The organism is Mucilaginibacter sp. P2_D11 (assembly GCF_056404435.1).
Window position 1 is genome coordinate 1 of the sequence record NZ_JBFUEA010000020.1, and the last position, 24,254, is coordinate 24,254.

Genomic DNA, 24,254 nt, shown 5'->3' on the forward strand with positions numbered 1-24,254 from the left:
AGATGCAGGGAGATGCAGGGAGCGTTGGCGATCTTCACAGTTAATCTTAAAAGAATCATCAAACTAATCGCCTAACTCTGTAAACTCAGAGAAAAAAAGACTCAAATTCTTCCATTCAGCCCTTTTTGAACACCCGCTGATAAACAGCTAACCATCGCGAATGCAGAAATAAAAAAAGCGACCAAGTAAAATCATGCCTTACTTGATCGCTTCTAATTATTGCCTTTATGAAAGAAGGTGCTTTTTCAGTGCCCTCCATGTCTGCGGGGGCTTTTTTTTGTGCCATAGGTTTTTACGATTGATGGTGGTGATAACAACTGATCAGTCCGAAAAGTTGGGGGATGGTATATTTGCGCATATATTTTAGCAAGCCAGAAAAGGAAGAAACCAGTATCCCTTACACCTTTTGAAGTTGCTCTGAAATAACTCAATTCAGTCCTGATAAAGTTGTATTTCTGCTGATTTTTCGAGGTCTTGAATCCAGTTTCGGATATAAGCATACAGATCCTTTCGTTTCGGCGACGATTTTAATTCGCCATGGGCGCCGAACACAATGAGGCCGAGCGCGATACAATGTCCGATATCGAGTTGCAGCAGCACACCAATACTGTAGCCGGCGACAAAGTTTTGCCGGGCATCTGAGGCGATTTCTATACTATGATCCACCTTCTTTCGGGAAAGAACAAATTGTTGGTCATTAGCATATAATATCGCGTTGTTCGTCGAATAAATCAGGAGCCGGGAAATATTCATCGTTCTGAAAATAGAGATGTACTTCTTTTTCAGATCGGCGGCAGACTGCTCAACAATTTCTGTACCCGGTTGTACACCATTTAATATCATCCATAACCGGATAGCTTCATTTTCGTCCAATGCAAACGTCACTTTTCCATGCAATGAAAAGGCACTGATAATATCAAGGGCTTCATCTACCTCAAAAGAAAGCTTTTTGGTAGGGTCGCCCAGGTAGAAAATAAATTCCAGATCGATTTTACCAAGTGGCCTGATGACATCTCTCAGCAGCCCGTCCCACAAAACAGAGGCCCCGCTTATTGTTGCCCAATCATCAAAAGCAATGGTGCGGCAATTGCTGAAGATCGATTGAAGGGCTTTGATCATTTCACCATCCTTAAAAAATTCCCGCACAAGCCTTTCCGTTGCGGGTGCCGCGGCATTGAGCCGGGAAAGCGTCTCCAGATGCTGAACGGAGTTTAAAGTGAGGCTGCGTATTCCCAGTATATTTAAAATATCGGGTAGCGGCGATTCCTTGATATCAAATGCGCTTAACGATGAACCGGATGATGCCGGAGTTAGTTGTTCTGCCGATGTTATGCTAGTTACATACACATGGTCTGCAGCATTAAAGCTCTGAACTGCGCTTAACAAGTCCGTTAATATCGGACCCGGATTCTTGATTTCCATATTGTAGGTTATCATGGCTATTTTCTTTGAGGTTAACGATAGATGATTTGCGCGGGGCCAAATATAAGTTGGCTCTAAATCCTTTTAAATATTTCGATCAAAGGGCTGCTCTACCCTTCTTAAGGCATCGTCCATATACTCTCCGCCTTCGCTTAAGCTTTCCTCATTCGGTTCGAAATTTTTTAGGATTTCCTCATCAGTTTGCCCGTTCTGGTTAGTTTTAGGATCTGCGTAAGACCCAAATAAAAAATCTTTCATTTCGTTTGATTTTAATAATTCATACTCGTACCACTGAAGATTCTTTGACAACCTGCCATCTATCCGATAAATATTCCCAGATCACTGTAAAGAATTTTCTATTCAATTTTCCATCAAATACCAATTCACGGGTAATCACCACCATCCCCATATTTTCGTCGGATACAGCGTAGTGATACTCAGTTTTAGTAGAAAGGGGCTCCATGTTTGCCTCTTTATTCCCCCGGACGAAGCTCATCAGCTGTTCCTTGTTCATGGTATCTACCGCGCCATTTTCGTCTACTTTAACAATCAGCAGCTTATCTGAATAAATTTGCTCCACATAAGGCACGTTAAAATGTGTTGCATTATAGATGAGCTCTTTGGTTAATTCAATTAATTGTTCACTGTTCATTTTTAACTTTTTGAAGGGGGTGTGTAATTAGACCGATTGTTGTCTTTCCAGTTTTATAAATAGGCTGAAGGGTTGGTCTGCCGCCTGGTAACTTGCCGTGTTGTTGACCGGCTTTCATTAGGATCATGTGCCGGCGTAAGGATACCCTAATGCACGAACAGGTAGAAAGTGCATTCCCATTACAACCGCCTCGGCAAACTGGCACCTGTCATCTTCGTTTAACAGCCAGCAGACCAATTTATCTCAGACTTTTTGTAATTGGTTACTCCACCATTTTTCAAAGTTGATGGCCCCCAGTTCTGCCTGTCCGGCAGGCACTAACGCTTTATGACTAATTTCTCCGCCGTAGTATGATGGCTTACCGTTAGGTACTACCTTCCGCGGATCATTTGCATGCCGCAGATATTGGGCCACCACTTCATACATGGCAAAACGTTCCGGACCAGCTATCTCTACCTTGCCATTGAGGGGCGTCGCCAGGGCATATTTTGCAACGAAGGCCGCTACATCGTCTGCAGCGATTGGCTGGAACCGCACGTCTGAAAGATGTACTTCGTTCCCGTCGGTGGCCTGGTCGGCGATGCCTTTCAGAAATTCAAGGAATTGGGTGCTACGGATGATTGTATAAGGTACCCCCGACTGCTTGATAACATCTTCCTGGGCTTTTTTGGCCCGCATGTAACCGATGTTTTGCATAATGTCGACGCCGACAATCGACAGAGCCAGGTGATGTTTTACGCCCGCGTTGATTTCTGCCGCCAGCAAGTTGCGGCCGGATGTCTGGAAAAAATCCATGACAGCCTGGTCTTCCCAGGAGGGTGAGTTGGCAAGGTCAACAACAACATCGGTATCGTTCATAGCTTCCGCTAAGCCTTCTCCGGTAATGGTGTTGATGCCTGTGGCCGGAGAGGCGGCAATCACCTGGTGCCCTGCCTGACGAAGATGGGCAACTACTTTGGTTCCAATGAGGCCGGAGCCTCCAATAACTACGATTTTCATAATTTATTTTTTTTATTGTTTTCGGCGCTATTAATTCAAATGCGATGCCAATCAATTAAATAATTGATAATCAAATAAATATGAAAATTGAGAGAGTCGTTTTTTCACTGTATTTAGTGAAAGCACTACTTCTTTCACCTTATAAAGGGAACAATACGGAGTATCGCAGGCATAGATTAGCTAAAATAATCCTTTTTGGTGATGGCTAATTTCTTCAATTTGGAGTGCAATGTATTGCCGGGGATCTTCAATATTTCGGCGGCGCTGCCGGGGCCTGAAATTTTGCCCGAACAACGCCTCAGTATTTCAATAATATAATTGCGTTCAACCTCTTCAAGGGAATGGTTTAAAAGATGGGGTAACTCCTGTTTATCTGTAACGGTATTTTGCGGGATATACACATCATGCAAAATATCATCGGTGGTAAGTAATATGCTGCGCTCTACCAAATGCTCCAACTCCCGCACATTGCCCGGCCAGGTATAGCTACGCAATTGCTGTATCACTTTTGGTGCGATCTTCCTGATCTTACGGCCTGTATTCCGGCTATACTTCTTTACAAAAAAATGTGTAAGTGGTTCAATATCTTCCAGCCGCTCACGTAACGGAGGCAGATTGATAGGAAATACGTTTAACCGGAAGTACAAATCTGCGCGAAAACGGCCCGCCTTTACTTCTTCTTCCAGGTTACGGTTGGTAGCAGCAATCAAACGCACATCAACTTTAATGGTTTGTTTGCCCCCCAAACGTTCCAGTTCGCGTTCCTGGATCACGCGCAGCAATTTTGCCTGCGCCTCGGGCGGCAATTCGCCCACTTCATCCAGAAACAGGGTACTATTATTGGCCAGTTCAAATTTACCTATGCGGCGGTCTATGGCACCGGTAAATGAGCCCCGCTCATGACCGAATAATTCACTTTCTATTAAATTGGCAGGTAAGGCTGCGCAGTTCACCTTCACCATCAATTTTTCATTACGCGGCGATGCGTTATGGATGGCCCTTGCAATCAATTCTTTTCCCGTACCTGTTTCGCCCAATATCAAAACCGTGGTGTTAGCCCCCGCCACCAGTGACATGAGCCGGTACACCTCCTGCATCTGCTCACCGTTGCCAATAATTTCCGAAAAATTATAGATGGTTTTGATCTGTTCTTTCAGATAGTCATTCTCTACCTCGAGCTGCTTTTTATAGGCCAGCAGTTTTTCGTTGGCTTGTATATTAGCAATGGCAATGGATATCTGTGCACAAATGCCTTTTAGCATCAGCTTGCTCAGCCGGTCTGCCAGTAGCCAAATGGTGCCGATATTTTTGTTGCCAACCCGCAATGGTAAGCCGTACATATTTTTTAAGCCGGTAGTTTTCCATAATCTTGCGTATGTGTTGCCGGTTTTTAGCTCTTCCTCTATGTTAAATACTATCCCGTCTTCACTGGCAAGTACTTCTGCTGTATAAGCATCTTCAATAGTGACGCGGTTGGCAAGTAATTCTGCGAAATGTGTTTTTGCTGTTTCAAATAACGTTTCATCATACATAAACGCCGACAAGTTATAGTCATCCTCGTCTATTACCCGGATCATTGACAATTGTGTATGCATGGTTTTGTCCAGTACCCTAAAAATAGCTGCCTGTAGGTCCAATTGGGTTTTTACCTGTGCAACGTCGCTACTGAAATCGAGCAAAAAAGCCTGCTCTTCCTGCTTTTTATTGATTTGCTCATTGGCCATAATATTGGCGAGGGCGATGGATATTTGCGAACAAATGCCCTGCAATAACTGAACATTGATCTCTTGAATGTCCAGGAACAAAATTCCATGATTCGTTTCCCCGTTCCGCAAACGTATGCCCACAATTTCTTTGAATCCCATCGCCTTCCAATACTGTAAATAAGACGAGGCGATGCCGCGCTCTATTTCCCTGTCTACGTTGAACAATAAAGGGATAGCGCTATTTAGTACACGGTCCTGCAATCCGTCATTAATAGGATACCTGGCTTGCTCCAGCGCATTTATCACCTTCGGATCATGCGTTTTAGTAAGATCATAAGCATAGGGGCTCATGGTGGTATTATCTTCATTTACCCTGCGAATGACAAAACCACCCGGTGGATTTATTTTTTTTAACACGGCGCGAACGGCCAGGGCCAGTTCTTCTTTCGTTCTTACGGTTGCGATGTCATTACTGAAATCGAGGAGGAAGGATTTCTCCTTTTCCTTTTTAATTATCTCTTCATTTTTGATGATGTTGGATACAGCACCCGATAACTGTGGTGCAATACCTTTAATAACGTTTCGGAATTCAATGCTGAAACTATTAGGTTTATCGGAATAAATATGAATAAAACCCATTGGCCTCCCTTCTTTCATAAGCCTGGTCATTAGTATTTCCTTTACGCCGGCTTCATAATTGGCCCGTAAAAAGGAAGGGCTTTGCGGCTGGTCCATAATATCTTCCAGCAAAAAAGAGATGGGTTCCTCTGCACGCAATGCGGCTTGAATGAATGGCTCGTTCAGTGAAAAATGCGCCTTTATCAATTCCGGGTATATCGCGTGTGACCGGATGGGAGAGGATTTATGATCGAGTAGGAAGGGGGTATAGGTTTCATCCCTGGCATCGATGAGGGTCACGATCGTATGCGTAAAATAAAACAGGCTTCTGATCCGATTTGAAAAAAGGATAATCAGGTCATTTTTATCCCGTACCCCGGTAATATCGTTGCCCAGGTCCGATAAGATTCTTCTTTCCTGTTCAAGTACAGCGAGGGAGGGAACTGAAAGCCCCGGATCCATATCTTTTACCCTTTTCATGAAGTGTTATAAGATAGCTTGTTGAGCTGGCAATTTAGGGAAAATAAAGGTGAGTAGGGCCAGGGCTGGTCAAAAAGTAAATGGCATTTATTGGCAATCCCGGTTTTAAGTGTCAAGTTAACAACTGACTATAAAAGAATGATATAGTAGAAATAATAGTAATTCATTTGTAGTAATTTTTCAATGAATTGGTTCGAAAAATGCCCCTGTGGGGAGCCAGAATGGGCAAGCATAAGAAATCGGTCGCTTGCTTTCTTTTACCTTTTATTTCCCTGTTAATCAAGAATAAATTTCACTCATAAAAGCGGTTTGATATTGCAATTCTTCGAGGCAATTACCCGCGAGAATATCGACAAAATATCATCTTTGTGTTTATCAGCTTTATTGTATATTCCGCTCAAAATCAAAGATTTATTTGGCTTCATGAAAAATATCTACTACGGCTGGTTTATGCTGGCGGCTTTAACCCTAATGTATGCCACCACGAACGGCGTAGGCGCTTATGCCTTAACGGTGATGCGGCCCTTGCAGATTAAGTCCTTCGGGCTGGATGCGCAAAGCGCAGCGTTCCTCCCTACGCTGTTGTTTTTAACAATAGCTACTGCATCTCCTTTCATTGGCCGCATTCTCGACCGGTACAACCCGCGTAATGTTATTGCTATTGGCGCTTTCGGGGCCATAGTTTTGATATTCTCGCTGGCATATGTTACCAGTTATACCGCTTTGTGCGTGTTTTACGTACTGTATGGAGTTTGTATGGCGCTTGCGGGCATTATGTCTTTCATGTACCTGATCAATAAATGGTTCGACCATTATAAAGGACTGGCAACCGGCATTATGATACTTGGTTCCAGTCTTGGAGGTATGATCTTTCCGCGCATTGCAGTAATGGCAGGGGCCGACTGGCAAAGATCCTGTACGTATTTGGGTATCGTGTCAGCCATCTTTCTTCTGCCGGCGCTATTATTGATCAAACCCGAACCGGCTGTAATAGGAAGCGTTCCGGATGGAGCATATTTTCCGCAAAGGCCCGATGCAAAACCCGCCGGGCCCGACCGTTCCCTTAGTGATGCTTTACGCTCACGTACATTTTACATGGTGCTTTTAGTTACCGCCATATTGTGGTTTTGTATAAAGGGCTACCATCAAAATCACGGGTTTGTTATAAAGGATCTTGGGAAAACTCCCGCTTTTTCGGCCAAGCTGTTGGGCTATTTTTCCTTGACGGCGATAGTTGGCAAGTTATTCTTTGGCTACCTAAGCGATAAAATTACTAAGGAGTATATTATCGCAGCCGCCATTGCGGTAATGGCCGGCGACTTTTTTATCATGCAAACCTTAAGCACCAATCCCTTAGTGTTAACCGCATTTGCCCTGATTGCCGGGTTTGGTTTTGGCGGGGCATTCACCCTTATACAGGTATGGGTTGCAAGTATTTACCGCGGCAAAAGCTACGGCTCGGTTTTAGGCATTGTAATAATGGTTGACGAATTGGCCGGGAGCGCGGGCATGTTAGTGCTCGGAACCCTTAGAAAAGTGAGCGGAAGCTTTAAGAGCGGGTTTGATTTGATGCTAATTTTATGTGCGGTTGCTATTTTAAGCGCCGTTATGGTGCGGCGCTTCGCTCCATCTAATACTTAGTTGAACCCGTAGTTTTGTATCAAACCCTGCAGGATGCTCCTCTATTTATTGGCAAGTGTACCCGCCATCTGCAGCAATCAATGCCCCGGTGATAAAAGAGCTGTCATCCGAGAAAAGGAAACGAACAGTGTTGGCAATTTCTTCCGGCCTACCTACACGCCCAAGGGGTTGAGCGCTATCCAGCGCAGCATATACGTCAGATGCTTCTTGCCCTGACTGATTAACAAACTGTTTCACCGCATTATCAAGTAATGGTGTCTGAATTGTTCCCGGGCAAATACAGTTTACTCTTATATTAAATGGAGCATAGTCGATGGCTGTGCTTTTGGTGAGTTGGCCTATGGCTCCCTTCGTCATTCCATATACAGAGCTGCTGGCTTTGCCAACGAAACACTGATCGGAACCCATCAGCACAATACTGCCTTTTTGCTGTTGCCTCATAAGCGGGAGCACTGTTTTTAACAGGTAGAAAGTACCCATCAAATTAATACCTACCAATGTTTCCAGTTGCTCATAACTGGTGTCTTCTATACCCGCGAAAAGATGCCGCCCGGCATTTGAAAACAGAAAGTCGATTCTTTTTTCTTTATCGTAAATCCTTTTGATGGCTTGCTCCACGCCTAACCGGTTGCTTACATCACAATCAATAAAATAAGGGTCAGGTTGCTCTGGTGGCGCGTTGTCAAGATTGTACACCAGGCTGCCCTCATTTCTTAAGAGTTGCAGGGTGGCCCGACCAATTCCAGAGGTGGCACCGGTAATAACGGTAACCGAATTTTTCCATTCCATAAATCTGATTTTTATTTACGGCATAAGGAGGATTGAAGGTAACGCCCCGGAGCCTGGCACTTGGCGATTAAGACAAATCCGTATGCAATATAACCTGTTGAAGTGAATATTCGTCTAGCTTTGCAAAGCTTTTGTTAGATGTATTGACGGGTTTGTTCAGTATGGTATACAGCCCGTTAACCGCAAAAAAAAATGGACAAAACGTGATTTTCAACCTTGTCCGATTAGGTAGCGGGAACAGGACTCGAACCTATGTCCGCCTTCTGGCGGATATGAGCCCGACGAGCAACGAACTGCTCCATTAAAAATAAATGCATAAAAAAGCCTCAAATCTTTCGATTCAAGGCTCTTTACTTTTCAGGTAGCCCCAACAGGACTATTATCGAACCATTTTATAAGTGACTTGAGATTGTTCGCTTCAATTTGACCTATGATTCGAATCTAATAGGGTTCACCTCTTGGGACAAACGAAAAAAAACATCGTTTGTCCCTTTTTTTTGCCTTTTTAACTCACTGTTTATCAGGTAGATAAACTGAAATACTTCCCCGATTTTTCTGGTTCGAACTTTCAAATCCTCAAATGTGAATTTTTCGGGGTATATCGAACCAATTAATTTCCTTTTTGCATAACGGTCTGACTTATTGTAAATTGTACGAATTGAAGTAAGCTTCAGCAATGCTGAATCAAGGGTTTTCTCGACCTCACTCAAGCTCATGTTACCGCTTCCCAAATCGCTTACCTTGCTTTCCAGCACTGCAATCTCCCGCTCAACTTCCATTTTTACTGCTTTGAAATCAGCAGCATCTATTGCATCATTCAAAAGCAGCTCCCTCGCCTTTGTTACCTTGTTGTTTAACGCTGTTATACGGGCTATAAACTCCTTTTTGCTGCTGAATGTAGATTGATGCTCACTTTTATAAACGTCCAGTATAACCGCTTTAAACAAGACAGCTGCATCCTCATTCAGTGCATAATCGTTCAGGTGGTTTTCAAAGATAATATTCGCTTCCTCTGCACGTGTCCTGTAGCCACAAGCCGAATTGCAATGGTAGTAATGGTAGTGTGCATTCCTTCCTTTTGAGGCGCTTCCTGTCAATACCTTCCCGCACCTGGGGCAGCATATAAAGCCCTTTAAAGCTAACATATCCTGCGTTACGACCTTTGTAGCTAATTTCCTTTTGCGCCCTTCCAGTACATCCTGTACCTCGTAGAATACATCCGGTTTGATTAGGGGCTCATGCAAGCCGTCAACCATATAGCTTTCTTCCTCTTTCAATTTGGGGATAACGATTTTGCCGATATATACCGGGTTGCGTAAAGCATGCCAGAAGTTGTTCTTGCTGCACGGCAAGCCTTTAGCTTTTGCCTGCCTGTATATCTCTATTACGGTATTCTGCCCCAGGCTCAATTCGCTAAAGGCCCATTGCAGGGCGGATGCTGCCGGCTCGTAGGGTACGATGGTCTTCCTGCCGCCATCCAGTGTCCTGTTTTTATATCCCAACGGCGCAGTGGCCATATAGCGCCCTTCCTTGCGTGCCCTGCGCATCCCGTAAAACACGTTCAGCGCCCGCCGGTCGTTCTCGATTTCCGGTGCGGTCAAATAGATGGCCAGCATCATTTTGTTTTCCGGTACCTCCATGTCGAGCGGCTGCTCGATGGCCTGCGGCTCCACCCCCAACTTTTTTAGGGTGGCTATCATCTGGTAAGCATCCGGTGCATTCCGGCTGAAGCGGTCCCATTTCGTGAACAGCACCAAATCTGTCCTGTTTTTCTGCTGGCGCAAGAGCCCTAGCAGTTTCGTCCATTCCGGGCGTATGAAAGTTTTTGCGGAATGGTCTTCGAAAATGGTTTTACGCACCTGTATCCGGTTGATCTCGCAGTATTTTAATAATACCTCTTGTTGGTTCCGCTGGGAGTAGCCTTTATCTGCCTGCTCATCGGTACTCACCCTGATATAAAGGTCTGCTGTTCTCATGTTATATAATTATGGTGTTAGCTATATATCCCTATATAAAATCAATTGTTAAAGCTCTGATTTACAATCAATTTAGCTAAAAAATACATCAATTCCAAGACATCTGCGGCTTTTTTTTCATCCATTTCCACGCCATTTTTCGCCAATATTTTTACAGCGTCCGCAGGCGTAATTTTCCTCTTTCCGGCGTCCTCTTCGTTCATCGTAACCTATTAAGGTTACAATGATGGTACAACGTACATACATTTATAGGTATCACAGAGGGTTGAGACCTACAATTAAACGAATGAATAAATTAATGGAAAAACCAAAACGGCACACACCAACCCATTGCAATGCGTAAACAACCGGCAGCAGCAAGCAGCGAGGTTGTCAAGGCCGGGCCACCGCTGGAAAGCGATTGAAACGGCCCGCTTGTATAGCCTTGACGACCTTGCTGCGATGCTATCTTCGTGGCAGCAGTGCAGTGAGTAATTCAGATGGGGTACTTTCTCAACGTCCGCTATTGTGAGCGCAACGAACATTAGCGCCCGCACCGAGGCTGACAGCGGAATGGAGCCCGGAGCGGCAGCGCATGGCGGAATGCAGCTGCTTGCCGCAGGTGCTTATCCATCAGCCTAAAATTTTCCTGCAGCAGTCGTTCCAAGCCGCATCATATAATCGTCATAGGCTTTTTGCCCTGCCCGCAATAAATCCACCGCTAGTGCATCTAATGCAACCACCGTCCTTTCATCGACCTGGTAATTACTGATATATCGAGTATTGGTATAAGCCGATCGCAGTACTTCGAAAAGTTCGCTGCCGTTTCCTGTATCCAGCTGCAAGGCATCTTTCAAATCGTCCGTAAACATCAAGGATATCCGGAGCATCCTGGACAGGTTATGCACGTTGATTTTATAGCCTAACACGGCTTTGATGGTACCGATGAAAATGCTTTCGACCGCCTGGTGCAGGTTGAATGCAGCCAGGTTGTAGTTTTTCAGTTCCTGGTAATACCTCGCTCCGCGCAGGAAATCCTGCGCCTGCACGTTCCATCTATTGAAATCAAGATGGGCCTTAGCTTTTATTTGTCCTGCCGATAATGCCGGCAGCGATGGCATCGTAAAATCTGCTGCCTGGTAAGCTACTTTTCCTGCAGTCAATGCATCAATAAAGAAACGCCTTTCTGCCTGCAAGGCTTTCTTCAAGCCGGACAGCTTGTGGGCGAAAATAAATACATTCGCCAGTGGCTTGCATTTCTCCTCTATCTTGTTGGCTATCTCATGCTCCTGTAACGCTTCGCTGGATTTGACCAATACCAACAGGTAAAAAGTGAACGGTTCCCGGCAAGTATGTAAATGCACGATAAGCTTTACCGTGGGCATTTCCTTGACGATCAGGCTGGTTACCTGTTCCAACCCCAGCCCTTCAGCCCAGGTAACCTGTCCATTAAATTGCGGCACAGCGGTTAACAGCTGATTATCTCCGGAGCGTTTTGCTTCTTTACCCGGTGCATGATTGTTTATTGGCTGAGCGGTTTCCTCATCTTTCAAGTCCGGTTCCATCCCGTTCCGTTGAAAGATTATCCAGGCAGCTGAATACAGACGGCGCAGGTTATCGTAAATACCGATTATTTCTGCGGGGTCCATCCGTTCTGCAGTCGTACGCAATGATAGCGCCTCCTCAAGCCATTCATCCAGATGGTCACGGTATTGTGGCAAGGAAAACGCTTTGAATATCTTCCTGACCGCTTTAAATGGTTCGAGCAGTTCCTCCTCCGAGAGGTTTTTAGGGTACCATCTCCAGGCTGCCTTTTCCCTTGCCAACTGCTCGCCTATTACCTTTTTCGGCGGCCATGCAGATTCATTCTCCAGCAGCAGCAGGAACATCGCCTCCAGTAAATTCAGATTGATTTTGTAAGTGAACAATAAACTGGCCGGCCCGAACCTTTCGTGGCAATAATAGTTGTCACCGATAGCAAACTTCCGCCATTGCTTTAGTTTTTTCCTATGCCCTTTAGGTGTATCGGCACTAAAAAAATCAACAAGAACACGGAAGGGGTTTTGCACCTCATAATGGCGCAGGGTTTTAGGGTAATGGTCCCATGGAGCATAATCGCCGCTATACATAAACATGTGAATTATTACCAGTCTGCATTAACCGGCAACACAAAAGAATGGCAGCGTGAGCGTCTAGAAAATTCGGATGGCAGTCTATCGTATTCTAACCGAGGGTAATTTATTCCTTACTCTACGATATAATTATGCGTGTATTGATGCACTGAATTTGTTACCTTTGTTATAAAACATCCATAAGCCATGAATACAACTTCAGAAAAACCACATATTCATCAAGGCAGGAATATCAAAAGGTTCCGCGAAATGCTCGGCTTAAAACAAGAAGCCCTTGCACTTGAGCTGGGTGACGATTGGAGCCAAAAAAGAGTCTCGATAGTAGAAGGAAAAGAAATAATAGAGGAAGATTTATTGCGCGAAGTTGCAAAGGCTTTAAAAGTTCCTGTCGAATCCATCCAAAATTTCGATGAGGAAGCAGCTATTAATATTATAAATACTACGTTTCATAGTAGTGACAACTCAACGTCAATCGCTTATCAATCTACCTTCAATTTCAACCCTATTGACAAAGTAATTGACCTTTTTGAAGAAAACAGAAAACTTTACGAGCGGTTATTAGCCAGCGAGCGAGAAAAAGTTGAATTGCTAAAACAACGCAAGGATTAAAACCCCATCTAATTAGTAATCATGTACAACGGCTGGATCATTAATCATGAACAGCCGTTTTCGTTTAATCTAATTGGATTAAGAATGGTTGATTGCGAGCATGTATCGGCAAGAAGGCATATTCAATTATTCCTTCTATGTGTTACTTTTCCTTTGCCGCCTGAATTACCCAGATAAATTGGAAGGCCCCAAAGGTCACATCTCTAATATAGATTATTGAACATTTTGGTGGCGTTTTAAAAGCATAACCCCATTATGCAAAATTCTTAAGAGGTTATTTGAATAGTTTGAAATGCAACTTAGGGGGAGGGAACAATCGCGAAATTCTTATATTCTCTAAGTCAGTTATTTATAAATGGTGTTTATGTTAGGTCGCCGAATAGGGTCACTAACCAAATAATTCAAAGAAACAAGATATGCGGTGCTCTTACACGGAAAGGCATATTAAACCACTACATTATAGTTCTCCTGGTTTGCTAAAGACCATAAGCCGAATTCATATTAAGTGAAATTAGGCATTAATTATACACAAATAAAACGTCAACCGAATCACTGGAATTCCAAACCTTTTCTTGTTTTTTTTGACCCTGCGCTTTATATAGATGGTGGTTTCAAGTGCCGTCATGGCTTCCTTATCTAAAATCATGATTTACAGGTTATTATATTAAATAAAAAATTAGACGTGGTTGATATGATTGCCAGCGGTGAACCTCACGAAGATGCAAAATCAGACGATTGCAAAAAATGCCGCTATCGTTCCATCTACACAAGCGGATGTCCGGTTTACCGTGTTAACGGCAAAGATCCGCAATGCGGCTTTTACCATCGATTTATTCCCAGGTATTACGAATTACAAGCAACAGAGCGTTTGAAATTATTGGGCAACCTGATTTGAAAAGCCTCATTGAAATAAATTGAACGATGAATTTTCGGCCTGTATCTTACTTTTTCTAAAAAGAAGTATGTGTTTTTTATTTTGCATTAATTTTCCTCAGAAAATTATTAGAAAGAATTTCAAAAAGTGAAATTTTGTTTATAAATTCAGCGAGTAATTCCTAATAACCTTTTATCGCAATGCTATGAACAGACTTTTTATTATTCCGCTCGGTAGTTTTCAAGCCTTCAAAATAACGCTAAGCGCATAGCTGTCCATGACAGCATAACTCCCGTACATTCTTTTATTTTTTTAAAATCCAACCTTTATCATCGTATGAAAAAGATTTTCATTTCGGCGTGCCTGATATTTGGCTCGTTATATTCTGCAAATGCCCAATGGACCGCGTCGGGCGCGAATGCCTATTTCAATCTTACCGGTAACGTAAGCGTTGGAACAACGACTTACCCGGCAAAATTCACCGTTTATCAGGCGACAGCCTTGGGGGCCGTCGCCAAGAATGCTACCTTATTGACGCGCGTTAGCGGGTTGACGAGCAACGATTTCCAAAACAACTTATGGCTGGTCAGGAACGCGGCAGGCAGCGACTGGTTCACAGCACGGCTGCACGACGGGATTTCTGTCGACAACATCTACGTTAGCCCACAAACCGATACCAAGACGTGGTGGGAACGCGACCCTTATGCGGACATACAGTCATGGGGTACCGCTGCAAACACTTATTTCACCGTGAAACAAGGCAGTTTCGGCATCGGGACGGTAACCCCTTCAGCGAAATTCAGTGTAACCAGTTCCGGTATTTCAACTTTAACAGGTTATGAATCAGTAGCTGATTTTGTAAGTGCTTCTACTACAGGTCGCGCCAGGATAACTATTGCCAATAATTACAATAATGCATCCACTAAAGCCTCAAGCTCCGCAATTTTCTTTGCAGGGTACAACTTGGCCGGAACCGCATTGGAGCCTAAATGGGAGTTTGGCACCGATTATTTAATGAATGGCGGGAAGAACTTTTACTTTTTCAATAGCGGCATCGGCTCCGCCCCCCTGTTCCTGGATGCGAACGGCAGCGTCGGCATCGCGGCAACTACGCCAATATCGCTTTTCCAGGTCGAGGACGGCTTTGAAAAAGCCTCCCTTGGCCCAGCTTCGGGCGCCGGCTTATTAGGTACCAGTTACCTTGGCTTCAACGCTGCAAGGAACGGCACTAACTGGACGATCAACGCGGACCCAAGCCATAACGGTGGTGGCGTGATTTACGGGGACATTTACGGTAATATCAATTTTGCGGCGATAGGCGACATCGGCAACACGACTCAAACGATAAACGACGCCACGCTTAAGACAAAGGTCGCACTTCAGCTCACGGCTACCGGCATCGTCCGGGCGAAGAAGGTGGTCATAGAGCTTACGGGCTGGAGCGACTATGTGTTCGACAAAGGGTACAATCTCCCTTCGCTGCAGTCTGTGAAAACATACATCGACATGAACCACCATTTGCCGGACGTGCCATCTGCGGCTGAAGTGGTAAGCAACGGCATGGACGTGGGGGAAATGAACAAGTTGCTGATGAAGAAAATTGAGGAGCTCACCCTGTATCTGATAGATAGCAACAAACAGAATGCGAAATTGACGCGGACAGTCCTTACTCAAGGGCAAAAGCTAAAGTCGCTAGAAAAAAGACTGAACTCCTTGCAAAGGAAAAAGTAACCCAATCGGACTTCCCAAAAAACTAAATCATGAAACTGCCCAAGTATTTATATACTACATGCCTGATTGCCTTTAGCTTGGCATTCACAGTTCGCTCCCATGGACAAGGTCCGTTGCCATCAGTGTCGCCTGTAAAAACGCCCGAAGTGAATGCATTCAACCGGCGTGTCGAGACTCCCGTTTCCTATTACACCGGGGTGCCAAACATTAGCATCCCATTGTATCAAGTATCAATCAACGGCGTATCTGTGCCTATCACCCTGAGTTACCACGCCGGTGGCATTCGGGCCGACCAGGAGGCTACTTGGGTGGGGTTGGGCTGGAATTTGGATTACGGGGGCTCGATAAGCCGTAAAGTACGAGGGGCTCCCGACGAAGACTATTTTATTAAGGCTGGAACTGTTTATGGCGGCAGCGTAGATTATTTCAATTCATTGCCAGTTGCTACTAATAACGACCATAATATTAGAATGGATTACGTAAGAGTGGCTAAGTATCAGGGTGCGGATTTTCTACCAGATGAGTTTTATTATTCGGTCCTAGGACAGTCCGGCCGCTTCATGTTTAGCCAGCGTCAGAATAAATTCATCTTATTTCCAAAAGAAGACATCGCAATCACGCAATATAATAGCCCGCCAAATCAGTATGGCACAATTACACCGTTGTATTATTGGACGCTTAAGACAGCAGACGGCACAGCCGTCGACTTCGGGAAAGATGCGACTACCGCTACCAGGGATAATATAAAAACCGTAAAAAATTCCTGGCAAATACTCAAGATCAAAAACAGGTTCAATGACAGCATTAGCTTTAGCTATGATACGTTGAGCTACAGGACTTATCCAATGTCCGGAGTCAAAGCCAGCTTCTACCATCTTCTGGCTGCTGGTGGCAGCGGAATGTCTATACCGCCCAACGAAATTCCAAGTGCAATGGCTTTCTCGGCCATAAATAATTTTGATTCGAGGGTTAAATCGATCAGTTTCCCAGACGGCAGCGTCGATTTTTTTACCATATCACGCGTCGACATGCCCACAAAGGCATTGAGCGAGATACAAGTAAAGGACAAGAATGGCAACCTAATCAGAAAAATCAAGTTTATTTACGACTATTTTTACGGAAGCGCTTTTGATATGCTCCCATCGCAGAATTCGGCATTGGCCAATTCCTACGAGCCAAGCAATTACCGCTTCACGCGCCTTAAGCTGAATGCTTTAGAAGTAACGGGGAGCGACGGAAAAATACAACGATACAGCTTCACCTATAAGGAAGATATAAACCTCCCATCCAAATATACTTTTGCGCAGGACCATTGGGGGTTTTATAACGGGATTGCCAATACGACGGCAGCCTCATTTATACCAAACGTCGCCCCTGGCTACTTCACGGGCGGGGACAGAAGCGTAAAACCGCAAAATTCGAGCGCATTTTCACTAACGAGCATCACCTATCCCGAGGGGGGCAAGACCTCGTTTGAGTACGAGAGCAACACCGCCCAATTGGCATCGATACCGAATGAATTGCTCCAGATGTACCAGGACGATAATATTCCGGAAGTTAGCCAAGGAATAAACCTGTCGAGTTACAGCAGGAGGAGCTACCAGACGACTATCGACAGTACAAGCGGAAGCAGCGTATTTTTCTTGAAGAAGTTCACCGTCGGCAACAATGGTTTGATGGCTACGAATCTCGGATTTACATGCTCTACGAATTACGGGATTTCGACGCTTGAGCAATATACGCCGTACAATGCCGACAATGTCGAATTCTTTTTGAACAAAATCGAAGCTAACGGAACCAAGACACTGGTCAGGAACTTCAACACCACCGCGCAAAATCCGGACGCAAACGGCGTTTATCAACGCGTAGGGACATTTAATACCGGCCTGTCGCTGACGGCTGGAAAATACGAAATGGGCGTTAGGCTTACCTATTTAAATGGGATAGGATCGGCCGCCGAAGCACAGCCATACAACCTTTATTTCAATGTAAAATATCGCGCCTTCGACACCACGAAGATGATGATAAATGTCGGCGGGCTTCGAATAAAAAAAATAAAGTACTCCGACTCTGATGGCACGCTGAAGAAAGTCAAAAGCTACACTTACACGAATCCAACCCCATCGATACCGACGCTGACCTCTGGCCGAATCGTGTCCTTGCCCAACTATTTCCAGCGCACATCACAGGAATATTGGAACAGTAACGTAATGTGGGGTACAATCGCCGCAATAAATTTTTCGGCCAATTCTATAACGCCACTAGAAACCACATCTGGATCGTATGCAGGATACGAATACGTCGATGAATTCGATACCGATACGATCAATAACAATAATTTCAGGACGAATTACAGATTTAGCTTCAATCAGCCATACTTATACAGCTCAACGTATCCACTCATGTCGCTAAGGGCTTACGAGCCCAATGAGTGGGAAAATGGCAAGCTTTTAGCGAAAAAAGTGTTTAAAGCGAGCTCCGTTATATACAAAGAAGACTATACCTATTATTCGATTTCCCCACATCTTTCGTCCGGCAATCAGGAGGAATTTGTCCAGGAAATCAATACCGACTTAATAAGCTTACAATATTTAGCCACGGCCATTTCTTCAAATTACGACTTCGGGCCTTACGACGGCGGGCCGTCAATTACGACGATATATAACGGCAATTCTTTCGGCCATACTGACAATTGTGTAACATATTACTATGGTGCCAGAACCGGAAATTATAACCCTGTCGTTACAGGTTATGGCGCGCTATTATGCCCCGGCGTATATCTAAACGTCCCTTATTTCCAGCGCTTCACAGCCATTACAAAACCCAAAAGCAAGGTCGTTACCACCTACAATAATGGGCACCCCATCGTTCAGACCGAAAAATACTACTATCAAAAAACACCGGCACTCTATCAGTTGACGGCCACTAAAATTGCAACGAGCACGAAGGACACTATTGAGACAAGAATAAGCTACCCAATAGACTCGAGCTCGGTGAGCATCTACGCCAAGATGCTGTCGCGGCACATCGTAAACGCGCCTATACTTCAGGCAGAATATTTTAACGGCGCGTTCATGCAGTCCAAATACACGAAGTATAAGCAATGGCCGGATACCGTGATTATTGCACCCGTGCAGGAATTCGGAAAAGTCCGTTCTGGGCCGCAGTACCTGAAATTGAACTATTTGGGCTATGATAGCAAAGGTAACGTTTTGAGCGCGCAGAGGCCGGGCGGTGGCAAGGTGTCCGTAATCTGGAACAGCACTAAAAGCTACGTGCTGGCCAATGTGTCGAATGCAGCAGCAAACGACGTGTTTTTGGAGACGTTCGAAGAAGGAACGGGAAACAGCACAGACGCGAAGACCGGCATGTATAGCCATACGGGCGCGTACGCAAAGACAATTTCGGGGTTGGATAACGGCAATTACACCTTAAGCTATTGGAGAAAGGACGTCGCAACGAACACCTGGGCCCTAATCAGGTCGGCAGTGACCGTTACGGCGGGGAGCACCACTTTTTCGACCAGCTTGCAAATCGACGATCTTAGCTTGATCCCAATCGACGCTCAAATCACTTACTATACCTATGAGCCGCTGGTTGGCGTGACGAGCATAACCGACCCTAAAAGGCAAATCTCATATTACGAATACGATGGATTGCAGAGACTTGTAAATATGCGGGACAAGGATAGGAATATCATAAAGAACTTCACATACAACTACGGCAATCAACCGTCTGGCGCATCAATTCCGACCCTATCCTTGGATAATACGTATTATACCGCAGTAACGATTCGCTGTATGACAACGGCTGATCCAAGTAGCGGATGTTATTTGAAATATACGGACCTGAGCAACAATCAGGTCTATCAGACAGCCATCACCTGTAACGCTACGACATCGCCCACGGTCGGGGTTCCTGCGCAGGGACGCAGCTACAAATTCGAGGTCTATCAAAATTTAACCGCAGGAGGCCAGCTTGTCTCTTCTCCGCTAACCATTTATGTACCTTAAATTAAAATCCAGCCCATGGCTCAGACATGCAACAAGTCAAGCATTAAATACTTAGGCTCCCTGTTATTTCTTTTAGTATTCCTTTTGCCCGCAACGTCTATCGGGCAAACATGGAATAAGAATTTCATACGCACACGAGTTCCTAGAAGAGCGATCCAGTCCACAATCAAGCTCGATCAGCTCACCGGCAACAAAGATTCGGTAATGGTTACGGTCAACTACGTCGACGGGCTGGGCCGTCCGAGCCAAACAATTGGGCAGCAGGCATCGCCTGCCGGGAAGGACATCGTACAGATTTACAGTTACGACCAGTACGACAGGGAGGTAAAAAAGCTCCTTCCATTCGCGTCAACGGGATCGGCCGGTAATTTTGTTTTGAATGCCGACTCAGAACAGTCCGTTTTTTATAACCCGTCGGGCGATACCCAGCCGCAATTGTCCAACGGCGTGGCGCGCAACAAGTTTCCGTACGCTGAAACCCTAATCGAGCCGTCGGCTCTCTCAAGAGTGCTAGACCAAAGCGCGCCTGGCGACAATTGGCAGTTTGCCGGAAAGCCAGGAGCTATAAATCCGGGGCATACCGTTAAAACTGATTATGGTGCTAACAACGGATCCTTGGATACCGCAAGCGGAACTGCGGTTGCACTTTATAAAGTAACAATAAATCCGGACTTTTCAAGGACGCTCACAAGGGCGCAAAGCAATTCTGCCTTGTATGACACCAGCCAAATCAGCGTAGTTGTAAGCAAAGACGAAAACTGGAAAAGCGGCCGCACAGGAACTGTTGAAGAATATAAAGACTTGCAGGGGAAAACTATATTAAAACGGGCATATAACTACGCTAATGGGGTACAAATACTCTCCACATACTACGTTTACGACGACCTTGGAAACTTAAGTTTCGTGCTGCCGCCCGGTGCCAGCCCAGACACAACCGCAGCAATCACAAAGCCCGTGCTGGACAATTTGTGCTACCAGTACCAATATGACGACAGGAACAGGCTAATCCAAAAGAAGCTCCCCGGCAAGGGCTGGGAGTATCTGGTTTATAATCAAATCGACCAAGTCGTCGCGACGCAGGACAGCCTTCAGCGCGGCCAAAATAATTGGCTGTTTACCAAGTACGACGCCTTGGGCAGAGTGGCTTTGACGGGCGTCTGGAACAACAACGGCTCCGCGATAACAAGGGTCGCGCTGCAAAATATCATCAACGGTCAAAGCAGCCTGTACGAGTCGAGGACACCAACTGGTAATGGTTATAGCAACATTGCGTGGCCAACATCTTTTGTAACCACCACTTTAACGCTTTCTTTTTACGACGGCTACGTGGACATACCGGGACTGCCAGCCAATTTTGCAATTCCACTCAATGTTAACTCCAATCCCGTCGGGCTGCTAACAGTGTCACAAACGAACGTTTTAGGCACCAGCAACATGCTTTGGCAGGCTCAATTTTACGACGATCTTGGCCGGACGGTAAAAGCCATGAAGCAGCATTACCTTGCAGGAACAGTGAACGTAAACAACTATGATTCTTACTTAAACAGTTATAGTTTCAATAACGAAATAACGGGCGTGCAGAGACAGCATTTTACAGCCTCGAATACCTCAAGTCCGGCATTAACCATAAATTCAACGTATTCTTACGATCATACTGGCAGAAAAAAAGACAGCTACTCTTCCATAAACACCGCCACGCAGACCTTGTTGTCACGGCTTAGCTACAATGACATCGGCCAGTTATACGTTAAAATTTTGAACGGAGCAGGAAATGGGTTAGTGGCGGATACGACGCTTGGGACCAGCAGCGCCATGACTTCAGGACAGAAAACAATTATTGCGTCAAATAGGATTACGCTTGACAACGGCTTTAGCGTAACGGGAACGGCTCAGTTTACCGGCAGCATAGCAGAACCTTCGCAGACAATTACGTACCTGTACAATGAGCGGGGCTGGCTAAGCCAGGCAACGTCCTCGTTGTTTTCGGAAAAACTGCAGTATAACGAGGGCATTTCCCCACAATACAACGGCAATATCGCCAACCAATTATGGGGAGCAAATTTGAACTTTAGCAAATCATATGCGTATAAATATGATAAGTTGAACAGGCTAACCAGCGGCGTAAGCAGCGACGGGTTTGCCGAAAGGGGGATAAGCTATGACAAGCAAGGAAACATTATCTCGTTATCGCGCTTGTACAACAACGCGCTTATTGACAGCCTGAGTTATTCTTACCTAAGTAACTCCAACAAGACAAATCAGTTGCAGGGCGTTGTGGACAAATCGCCAGACGCGGGACTTTTAGGCTATAAGGCTGGGACGGGCACGTATTTTTACGATGGGAATGGAAATATGAAACAAGATGGCAGTAAGGGGATTACAAGTATCAGCTACAATATCCTGAATTTGCCCACAAGTTTTGCTGGCAAAAATACAACTTATGTGTATGACGCGACTGGCAATAAATTAAGGCGAGTCGTGGGAACCACCATTACGGACTATTTAGACGGGATACAGTATGATGGAGGCGGCCTGTCGTTTATACAAACTGAAGAAGGCAGGGCTTTTTCGACGTCAAGCGGATACAGGTACGAATATACAATCAAAGACCACCTAGGCAATAATCGTGTAAGCTTTGATACGTTCGACGGCTTGCGAGTGACCCAACAAGACGACTACCTGCCTTTCGGAATGGAAATCTCGCGAGGAACACTCATCAGTCCGAAGAACGAGTACCTTTACAATGGTAAAGAGCTTCAGGAGAATCTTCAATTGTACGATTATGGCGCAAGGTTTTACGATCCGGTAGTCGCGAGGTGGACGAGCGTTGACCCGTTGGCGGAGAAAGGGAGGCGACTTTCACCTTATACTTATGCGTTCAACAATCCCATCCGGTTCATAGACCCCGACGGGATGTGGGGGGATATCTTTAGTCATGACGGAGCTTGGCTATACAATGACGGTAAGAAGGACCATAAAGCCTATGTGCTGGAAGAGGATTCGCGTTTATGCGGTGGTATTGGTGGCCCAACATTGACCGAATTAAAACTCACTATAGAAGAACTTGTTGATATGGCAGCGATAGCCTATGCAGAGTCTTCAGGCAACCATGATGAAACATTTGCTTTTTCAAACGTGGTAGCCAATAATATGGGAGATAATTTATCTGAAGCACAAGCGACTTCAGGCAATTTTTCTTATGAGAAATCAAACAATACATCTAGATATAGTGGGTTTAAAAAAACGAGCGATGAAAAACGAAATGGAACGAAAATGCAGGAAGCAATGGCCGGAGCTATAAATGCGGTAACGGGAGGAAAGGATTATTCTAATGGCGCTAAAGGATGGGATGGCGTTGATGTTTTGCAAGGCTCACCTAATTCACATAAGCCTAATCATCACAATAACCCGGAAGATCATTATAGACAACAGTATGGAGGCATAACAGACCCCCTTAATCTAGCTCCTACCTTTTATAACAACGCGCGTAGTTATATAGGACAAAAATTTGGAGTGGGCGGACGCGAGTACAACGCAGTTCAACCCCTTATTTTAAATAATGCAGTGCCTGATAAGAATCCTTATAAAATCGTGGCAACTCATGGGGGCACAGTTTTTTACGATCACAGATAAACATAAGTTTGTATATGTTAACTTTAATTTTTCTTTTGGGATACGCTTTTAGGATTGATGCAATTCAGAGGGATTTTTCTCCTAAAAACAGGGACGTGTTCAAGCCAGATTCTATTATACGCGAATACAAAATATCTTATAAAGGTAATTCACCTGTCGATACAACACTAATTTCAACGGAGTACCGTGACCCTTTTTTAAAAAAAATAAAAAAAATAGAATTTTATAATGAAAACGGCAGTGTTTCAAAAAAAACCTGCTACTTGTACTTAGCTCCATCTCTGCCTAAATTTTGGCTGGAGAAAATGGATCCCGATGTAAACTATATCTTTCAATTACCTAATGTCAATAAGGAATATTATAATGGTAAAATCATTAGTGAAACATTTTATAATCAAAAAGGAAAAATTGGGAAAAGAATAAATTATTTAAGCAATAATAAAAAAGTTATCCTAACGTACAATTATCGCTATCTTAATCGAAGGCGAATCGGTTCAGAGCGATTTAGTTATAATAATAATATAGTGTATGACGCTGTTTACCGATACAACAAACTAAAACAGCTTGTTGCAAAAAGGTTTATTAATAAATCGTGCTGCCAAGGGAATCAAAAATACCCCCCAGATAGAATTGTTTATACCTACAATTCTTCAAACAAAATAATTTCGGAGACAGAAGTTATAGACTGGACAGAAAATGAACAGTATAAAAATGATAATGAATACTTGAGCCAAATTACTATCACAGAATATATATATGATTTAACCGGAAGGGTATGTAAAAAAATCAAATATCGTCCAATTTCAAGTGTTGGAAAGAGCCGAACAATTAAAGAGCTAACTGGAACAATTAAAAGTATAGATGAAGTATCTTTGTTTATATATAATTGACTACTAACCTTTCTGGCTGGCGTGAGAGCGCAGGCTTGCGTTACTAGGTGCTTGCCATTGTAATAACGCTTAAATTCATGCCCTCCAATGTAGATTGCAAGAGCCCTTTT

15 protein-coding genes are annotated in these 24,254 nt (G+C 44.5%); 6 read left to right on the plus strand and 9 right to left on the minus strand.

Annotated elements, in window-relative coordinates; all coding sequences use genetic code 11:
- Window positions 1-432: 432 nt before the first annotated feature.
- The 5 genes from AC1DXC_RS23970 to AC1DXC_RS23990 form a co-directional block, all read right to left on the minus strand.
- Window positions 433-1,437, minus strand: coding sequence for a hypothetical protein (locus AC1DXC_RS23970; protein ID WP_477461708.1), 1,005 nt, complete (start codon window positions 1,435-1,437; stop codon window positions 433-435).
- Between the two features lie 69 nt (window positions 1,438-1,506).
- The gene (locus AC1DXC_RS23975) at window positions 1,507-1,680 is read right to left on the minus strand and encodes a hypothetical protein (RefSeq protein WP_477461709.1); all 174 of its coding nucleotides are present in this window, start codon (window positions 1,678-1,680) and stop codon (window positions 1,507-1,509) included.
- Between the two features lie 19 nt (window positions 1,681-1,699).
- The gene (locus AC1DXC_RS23980) at window positions 1,700-2,074 is read right to left on the minus strand and encodes a hypothetical protein (RefSeq protein WP_477461710.1); all 375 of its coding nucleotides are present in this window, start codon (window positions 2,072-2,074) and stop codon (window positions 1,700-1,702) included.
- 243 nt (window positions 2,075-2,317) lie between these two features.
- Window positions 2,318-3,073, minus strand: a complete 756-nt coding sequence (locus AC1DXC_RS23985; RefSeq protein WP_477461711.1) for an SDR family oxidoreductase — start codon at window positions 3,071-3,073, stop codon at window positions 2,318-2,320.
- A 176-nt stretch (window positions 3,074-3,249) separates the two neighbouring features.
- Window positions 3,250-5,877, minus strand: a complete 2,628-nt coding sequence (locus AC1DXC_RS23990; protein WP_477461712.1) for a sigma-54-dependent Fis family transcriptional regulator — start codon at window positions 5,875-5,877, stop codon at window positions 3,250-3,252.
- Window positions 5,878-6,300: 423 nt separating this feature from the next.
- Here AC1DXC_RS23990 and AC1DXC_RS23995 point away from each other — a divergent pair, with 423 nt between their 5' ends.
- Complete coding sequence (locus AC1DXC_RS23995; RefSeq protein ID WP_477461713.1) at window positions 6,301-7,518, plus strand: MFS transporter; 1,218 nt, start codon at window positions 6,301-6,303, stop codon at window positions 7,516-7,518.
- 45 nt (window positions 7,519-7,563) lie between these two features.
- Here AC1DXC_RS23995 and AC1DXC_RS24000 read toward each other — a convergent pair whose 3' ends face one another.
- The 4 genes from AC1DXC_RS24000 to AC1DXC_RS24015 form a co-directional block, all read right to left on the minus strand.
- A complete protein-coding gene (locus AC1DXC_RS24000; protein ID WP_477461714.1) occupies window positions 7,564-8,307 on the minus strand; it encodes an SDR family NAD(P)-dependent oxidoreductase in 744 nt (247 codons plus the stop codon).
- Window positions 8,308-8,735: 428 nt separating this feature from the next.
- Window positions 8,736-10,283 (minus strand): recombinase family protein, encoded by a 1,548-nt coding sequence (locus AC1DXC_RS24005; RefSeq protein WP_477461715.1) that lies wholly within the window; start codon window positions 10,281-10,283, stop codon window positions 8,736-8,738.
- Between the two features lie 41 nt (window positions 10,284-10,324).
- A complete protein-coding gene (locus AC1DXC_RS24010; RefSeq protein ID WP_477461716.1) occupies window positions 10,325-10,486 on the minus strand; it encodes a hypothetical protein in 162 nt (53 codons plus the stop codon).
- Window positions 10,487-10,900: 414 nt separating this feature from the next.
- Window positions 10,901-12,391 (minus strand): HEPN domain-containing protein, encoded by a 1,491-nt coding sequence (locus AC1DXC_RS24015; RefSeq protein WP_477461717.1) that lies wholly within the window; start codon window positions 12,389-12,391, stop codon window positions 10,901-10,903.
- Window positions 12,392-12,580: 189 nt separating this feature from the next.
- Here AC1DXC_RS24015 and AC1DXC_RS24020 point away from each other — a divergent pair, with 189 nt between their 5' ends.
- The 5 genes from AC1DXC_RS24020 (at window position 12,581) to AC1DXC_RS24040 (ending at window position 24,144) form a co-directional block, all read left to right on the plus strand.
- Window positions 12,581-13,003: a helix-turn-helix transcriptional regulator gene (locus AC1DXC_RS24020; protein ID WP_477461718.1), complete on the plus strand. Its 423-nt coding sequence runs from the start codon at window positions 12,581-12,583 to the stop codon at window positions 13,001-13,003.
- Window positions 13,004-14,213: 1,210 nt separating this feature from the next.
- Complete coding sequence (locus AC1DXC_RS24025; RefSeq protein WP_477461719.1) at window positions 14,214-15,608, plus strand: hypothetical protein; 1,395 nt, start codon at window positions 14,214-14,216, stop codon at window positions 15,606-15,608.
- 29 nt (window positions 15,609-15,637) lie between these two features.
- Window positions 15,638-19,621 (plus strand): hypothetical protein, encoded by a 3,984-nt coding sequence (locus AC1DXC_RS24030; protein ID WP_477461720.1) that lies wholly within the window; start codon window positions 15,638-15,640, stop codon window positions 19,619-19,621.
- Between the two features lie 15 nt (window positions 19,622-19,636).
- Window positions 19,637-23,254 carry a DUF6443 domain-containing protein gene (locus tag AC1DXC_RS24035; RefSeq protein ID WP_477461721.1) on the plus strand — a complete coding sequence of 1,206 codons (3,618 nt, stop codon included), beginning with the start codon at window positions 19,637-19,639 and terminating at the stop codon, window positions 23,252-23,254.
- Between the two features lie 14 nt (window positions 23,255-23,268).
- Entirely contained in the window at window positions 23,269-24,144 is an 876-nt protein-coding gene (locus AC1DXC_RS24040; protein ID WP_477461722.1) for a hypothetical protein, read from the plus strand.
- Window positions 24,145-24,254: the final 110 nt, after the last annotated feature.

Excerpts from the sequence above, each read along its gene's own strand:
- AC1DXC_RS23970 (WP_477461708.1), bottom strand. The coding sequence starts at position 1,437 with ATGATAACCTACAATATGGAAATCAAGAATCCGGGTCCGATATTAACG.
- AC1DXC_RS23975 (WP_477461709.1), bottom strand. The coding sequence starts at position 1,680 with ATGAAAGATTTTTTATTTGGGTCTTACGCAGATCCTAAAACTAACCAG.
- AC1DXC_RS23980 (WP_477461710.1), bottom strand. The coding sequence starts at position 2,074 with ATGAACAGTGAACAATTAATTGAATTAACCAAAGAGCTCATCTATAAT.
- AC1DXC_RS23985 (WP_477461711.1), bottom strand. The coding sequence starts at position 3,073 with ATGAAAATCGTAGTTATTGGAGGCTCCGGCCTCATTGGAACCAAAGTA.
- AC1DXC_RS23990 (WP_477461712.1), bottom strand. The coding sequence starts at position 5,877 with ATGAAAAGGGTAAAAGATATGGATCCGGGGCTTTCAGTTCCCTCCCTC.
- AC1DXC_RS23995 (WP_477461713.1), top strand. The coding sequence starts at position 6,301 with ATGAAAAATATCTACTACGGCTGGTTTATGCTGGCGGCTTTAACCCTA.
- AC1DXC_RS24000 (WP_477461714.1), bottom strand. The coding sequence starts at position 8,307 with ATGGAATGGAAAAATTCGGTTACCGTTATTACCGGTGCCACCTCTGGA.
- AC1DXC_RS24005 (WP_477461715.1), bottom strand. The coding sequence starts at position 10,283 with ATGAGAACAGCAGACCTTTATATCAGGGTGAGTACCGATGAGCAGGCA.
- AC1DXC_RS24010 (WP_477461716.1), bottom strand. The coding sequence starts at position 10,486 with ATGAACGAAGAGGACGCCGGAAAGAGGAAAATTACGCCTGCGGACGCT.
- AC1DXC_RS24015 (WP_477461717.1), bottom strand. The coding sequence starts at position 12,391 with ATGTATAGCGGCGATTATGCTCCATGGGACCATTACCCTAAAACCCTG.
- AC1DXC_RS24020 (WP_477461718.1), top strand. The coding sequence starts at position 12,581 with ATGAATACAACTTCAGAAAAACCACATATTCATCAAGGCAGGAATATC.
- AC1DXC_RS24025 (WP_477461719.1), top strand. The coding sequence starts at position 14,214 with ATGAAAAAGATTTTCATTTCGGCGTGCCTGATATTTGGCTCGTTATAT.
- AC1DXC_RS24030 (WP_477461720.1), top strand. The coding sequence starts at position 15,638 with ATGAAACTGCCCAAGTATTTATATACTACATGCCTGATTGCCTTTAGC.
- AC1DXC_RS24035 (WP_477461721.1), top strand. The coding sequence starts at position 19,637 with ATGGCTCAGACATGCAACAAGTCAAGCATTAAATACTTAGGCTCCCTG.
- AC1DXC_RS24040 (WP_477461722.1), top strand. The coding sequence starts at position 23,269 with ATGTTAACTTTAATTTTTCTTTTGGGATACGCTTTTAGGATTGATGCA.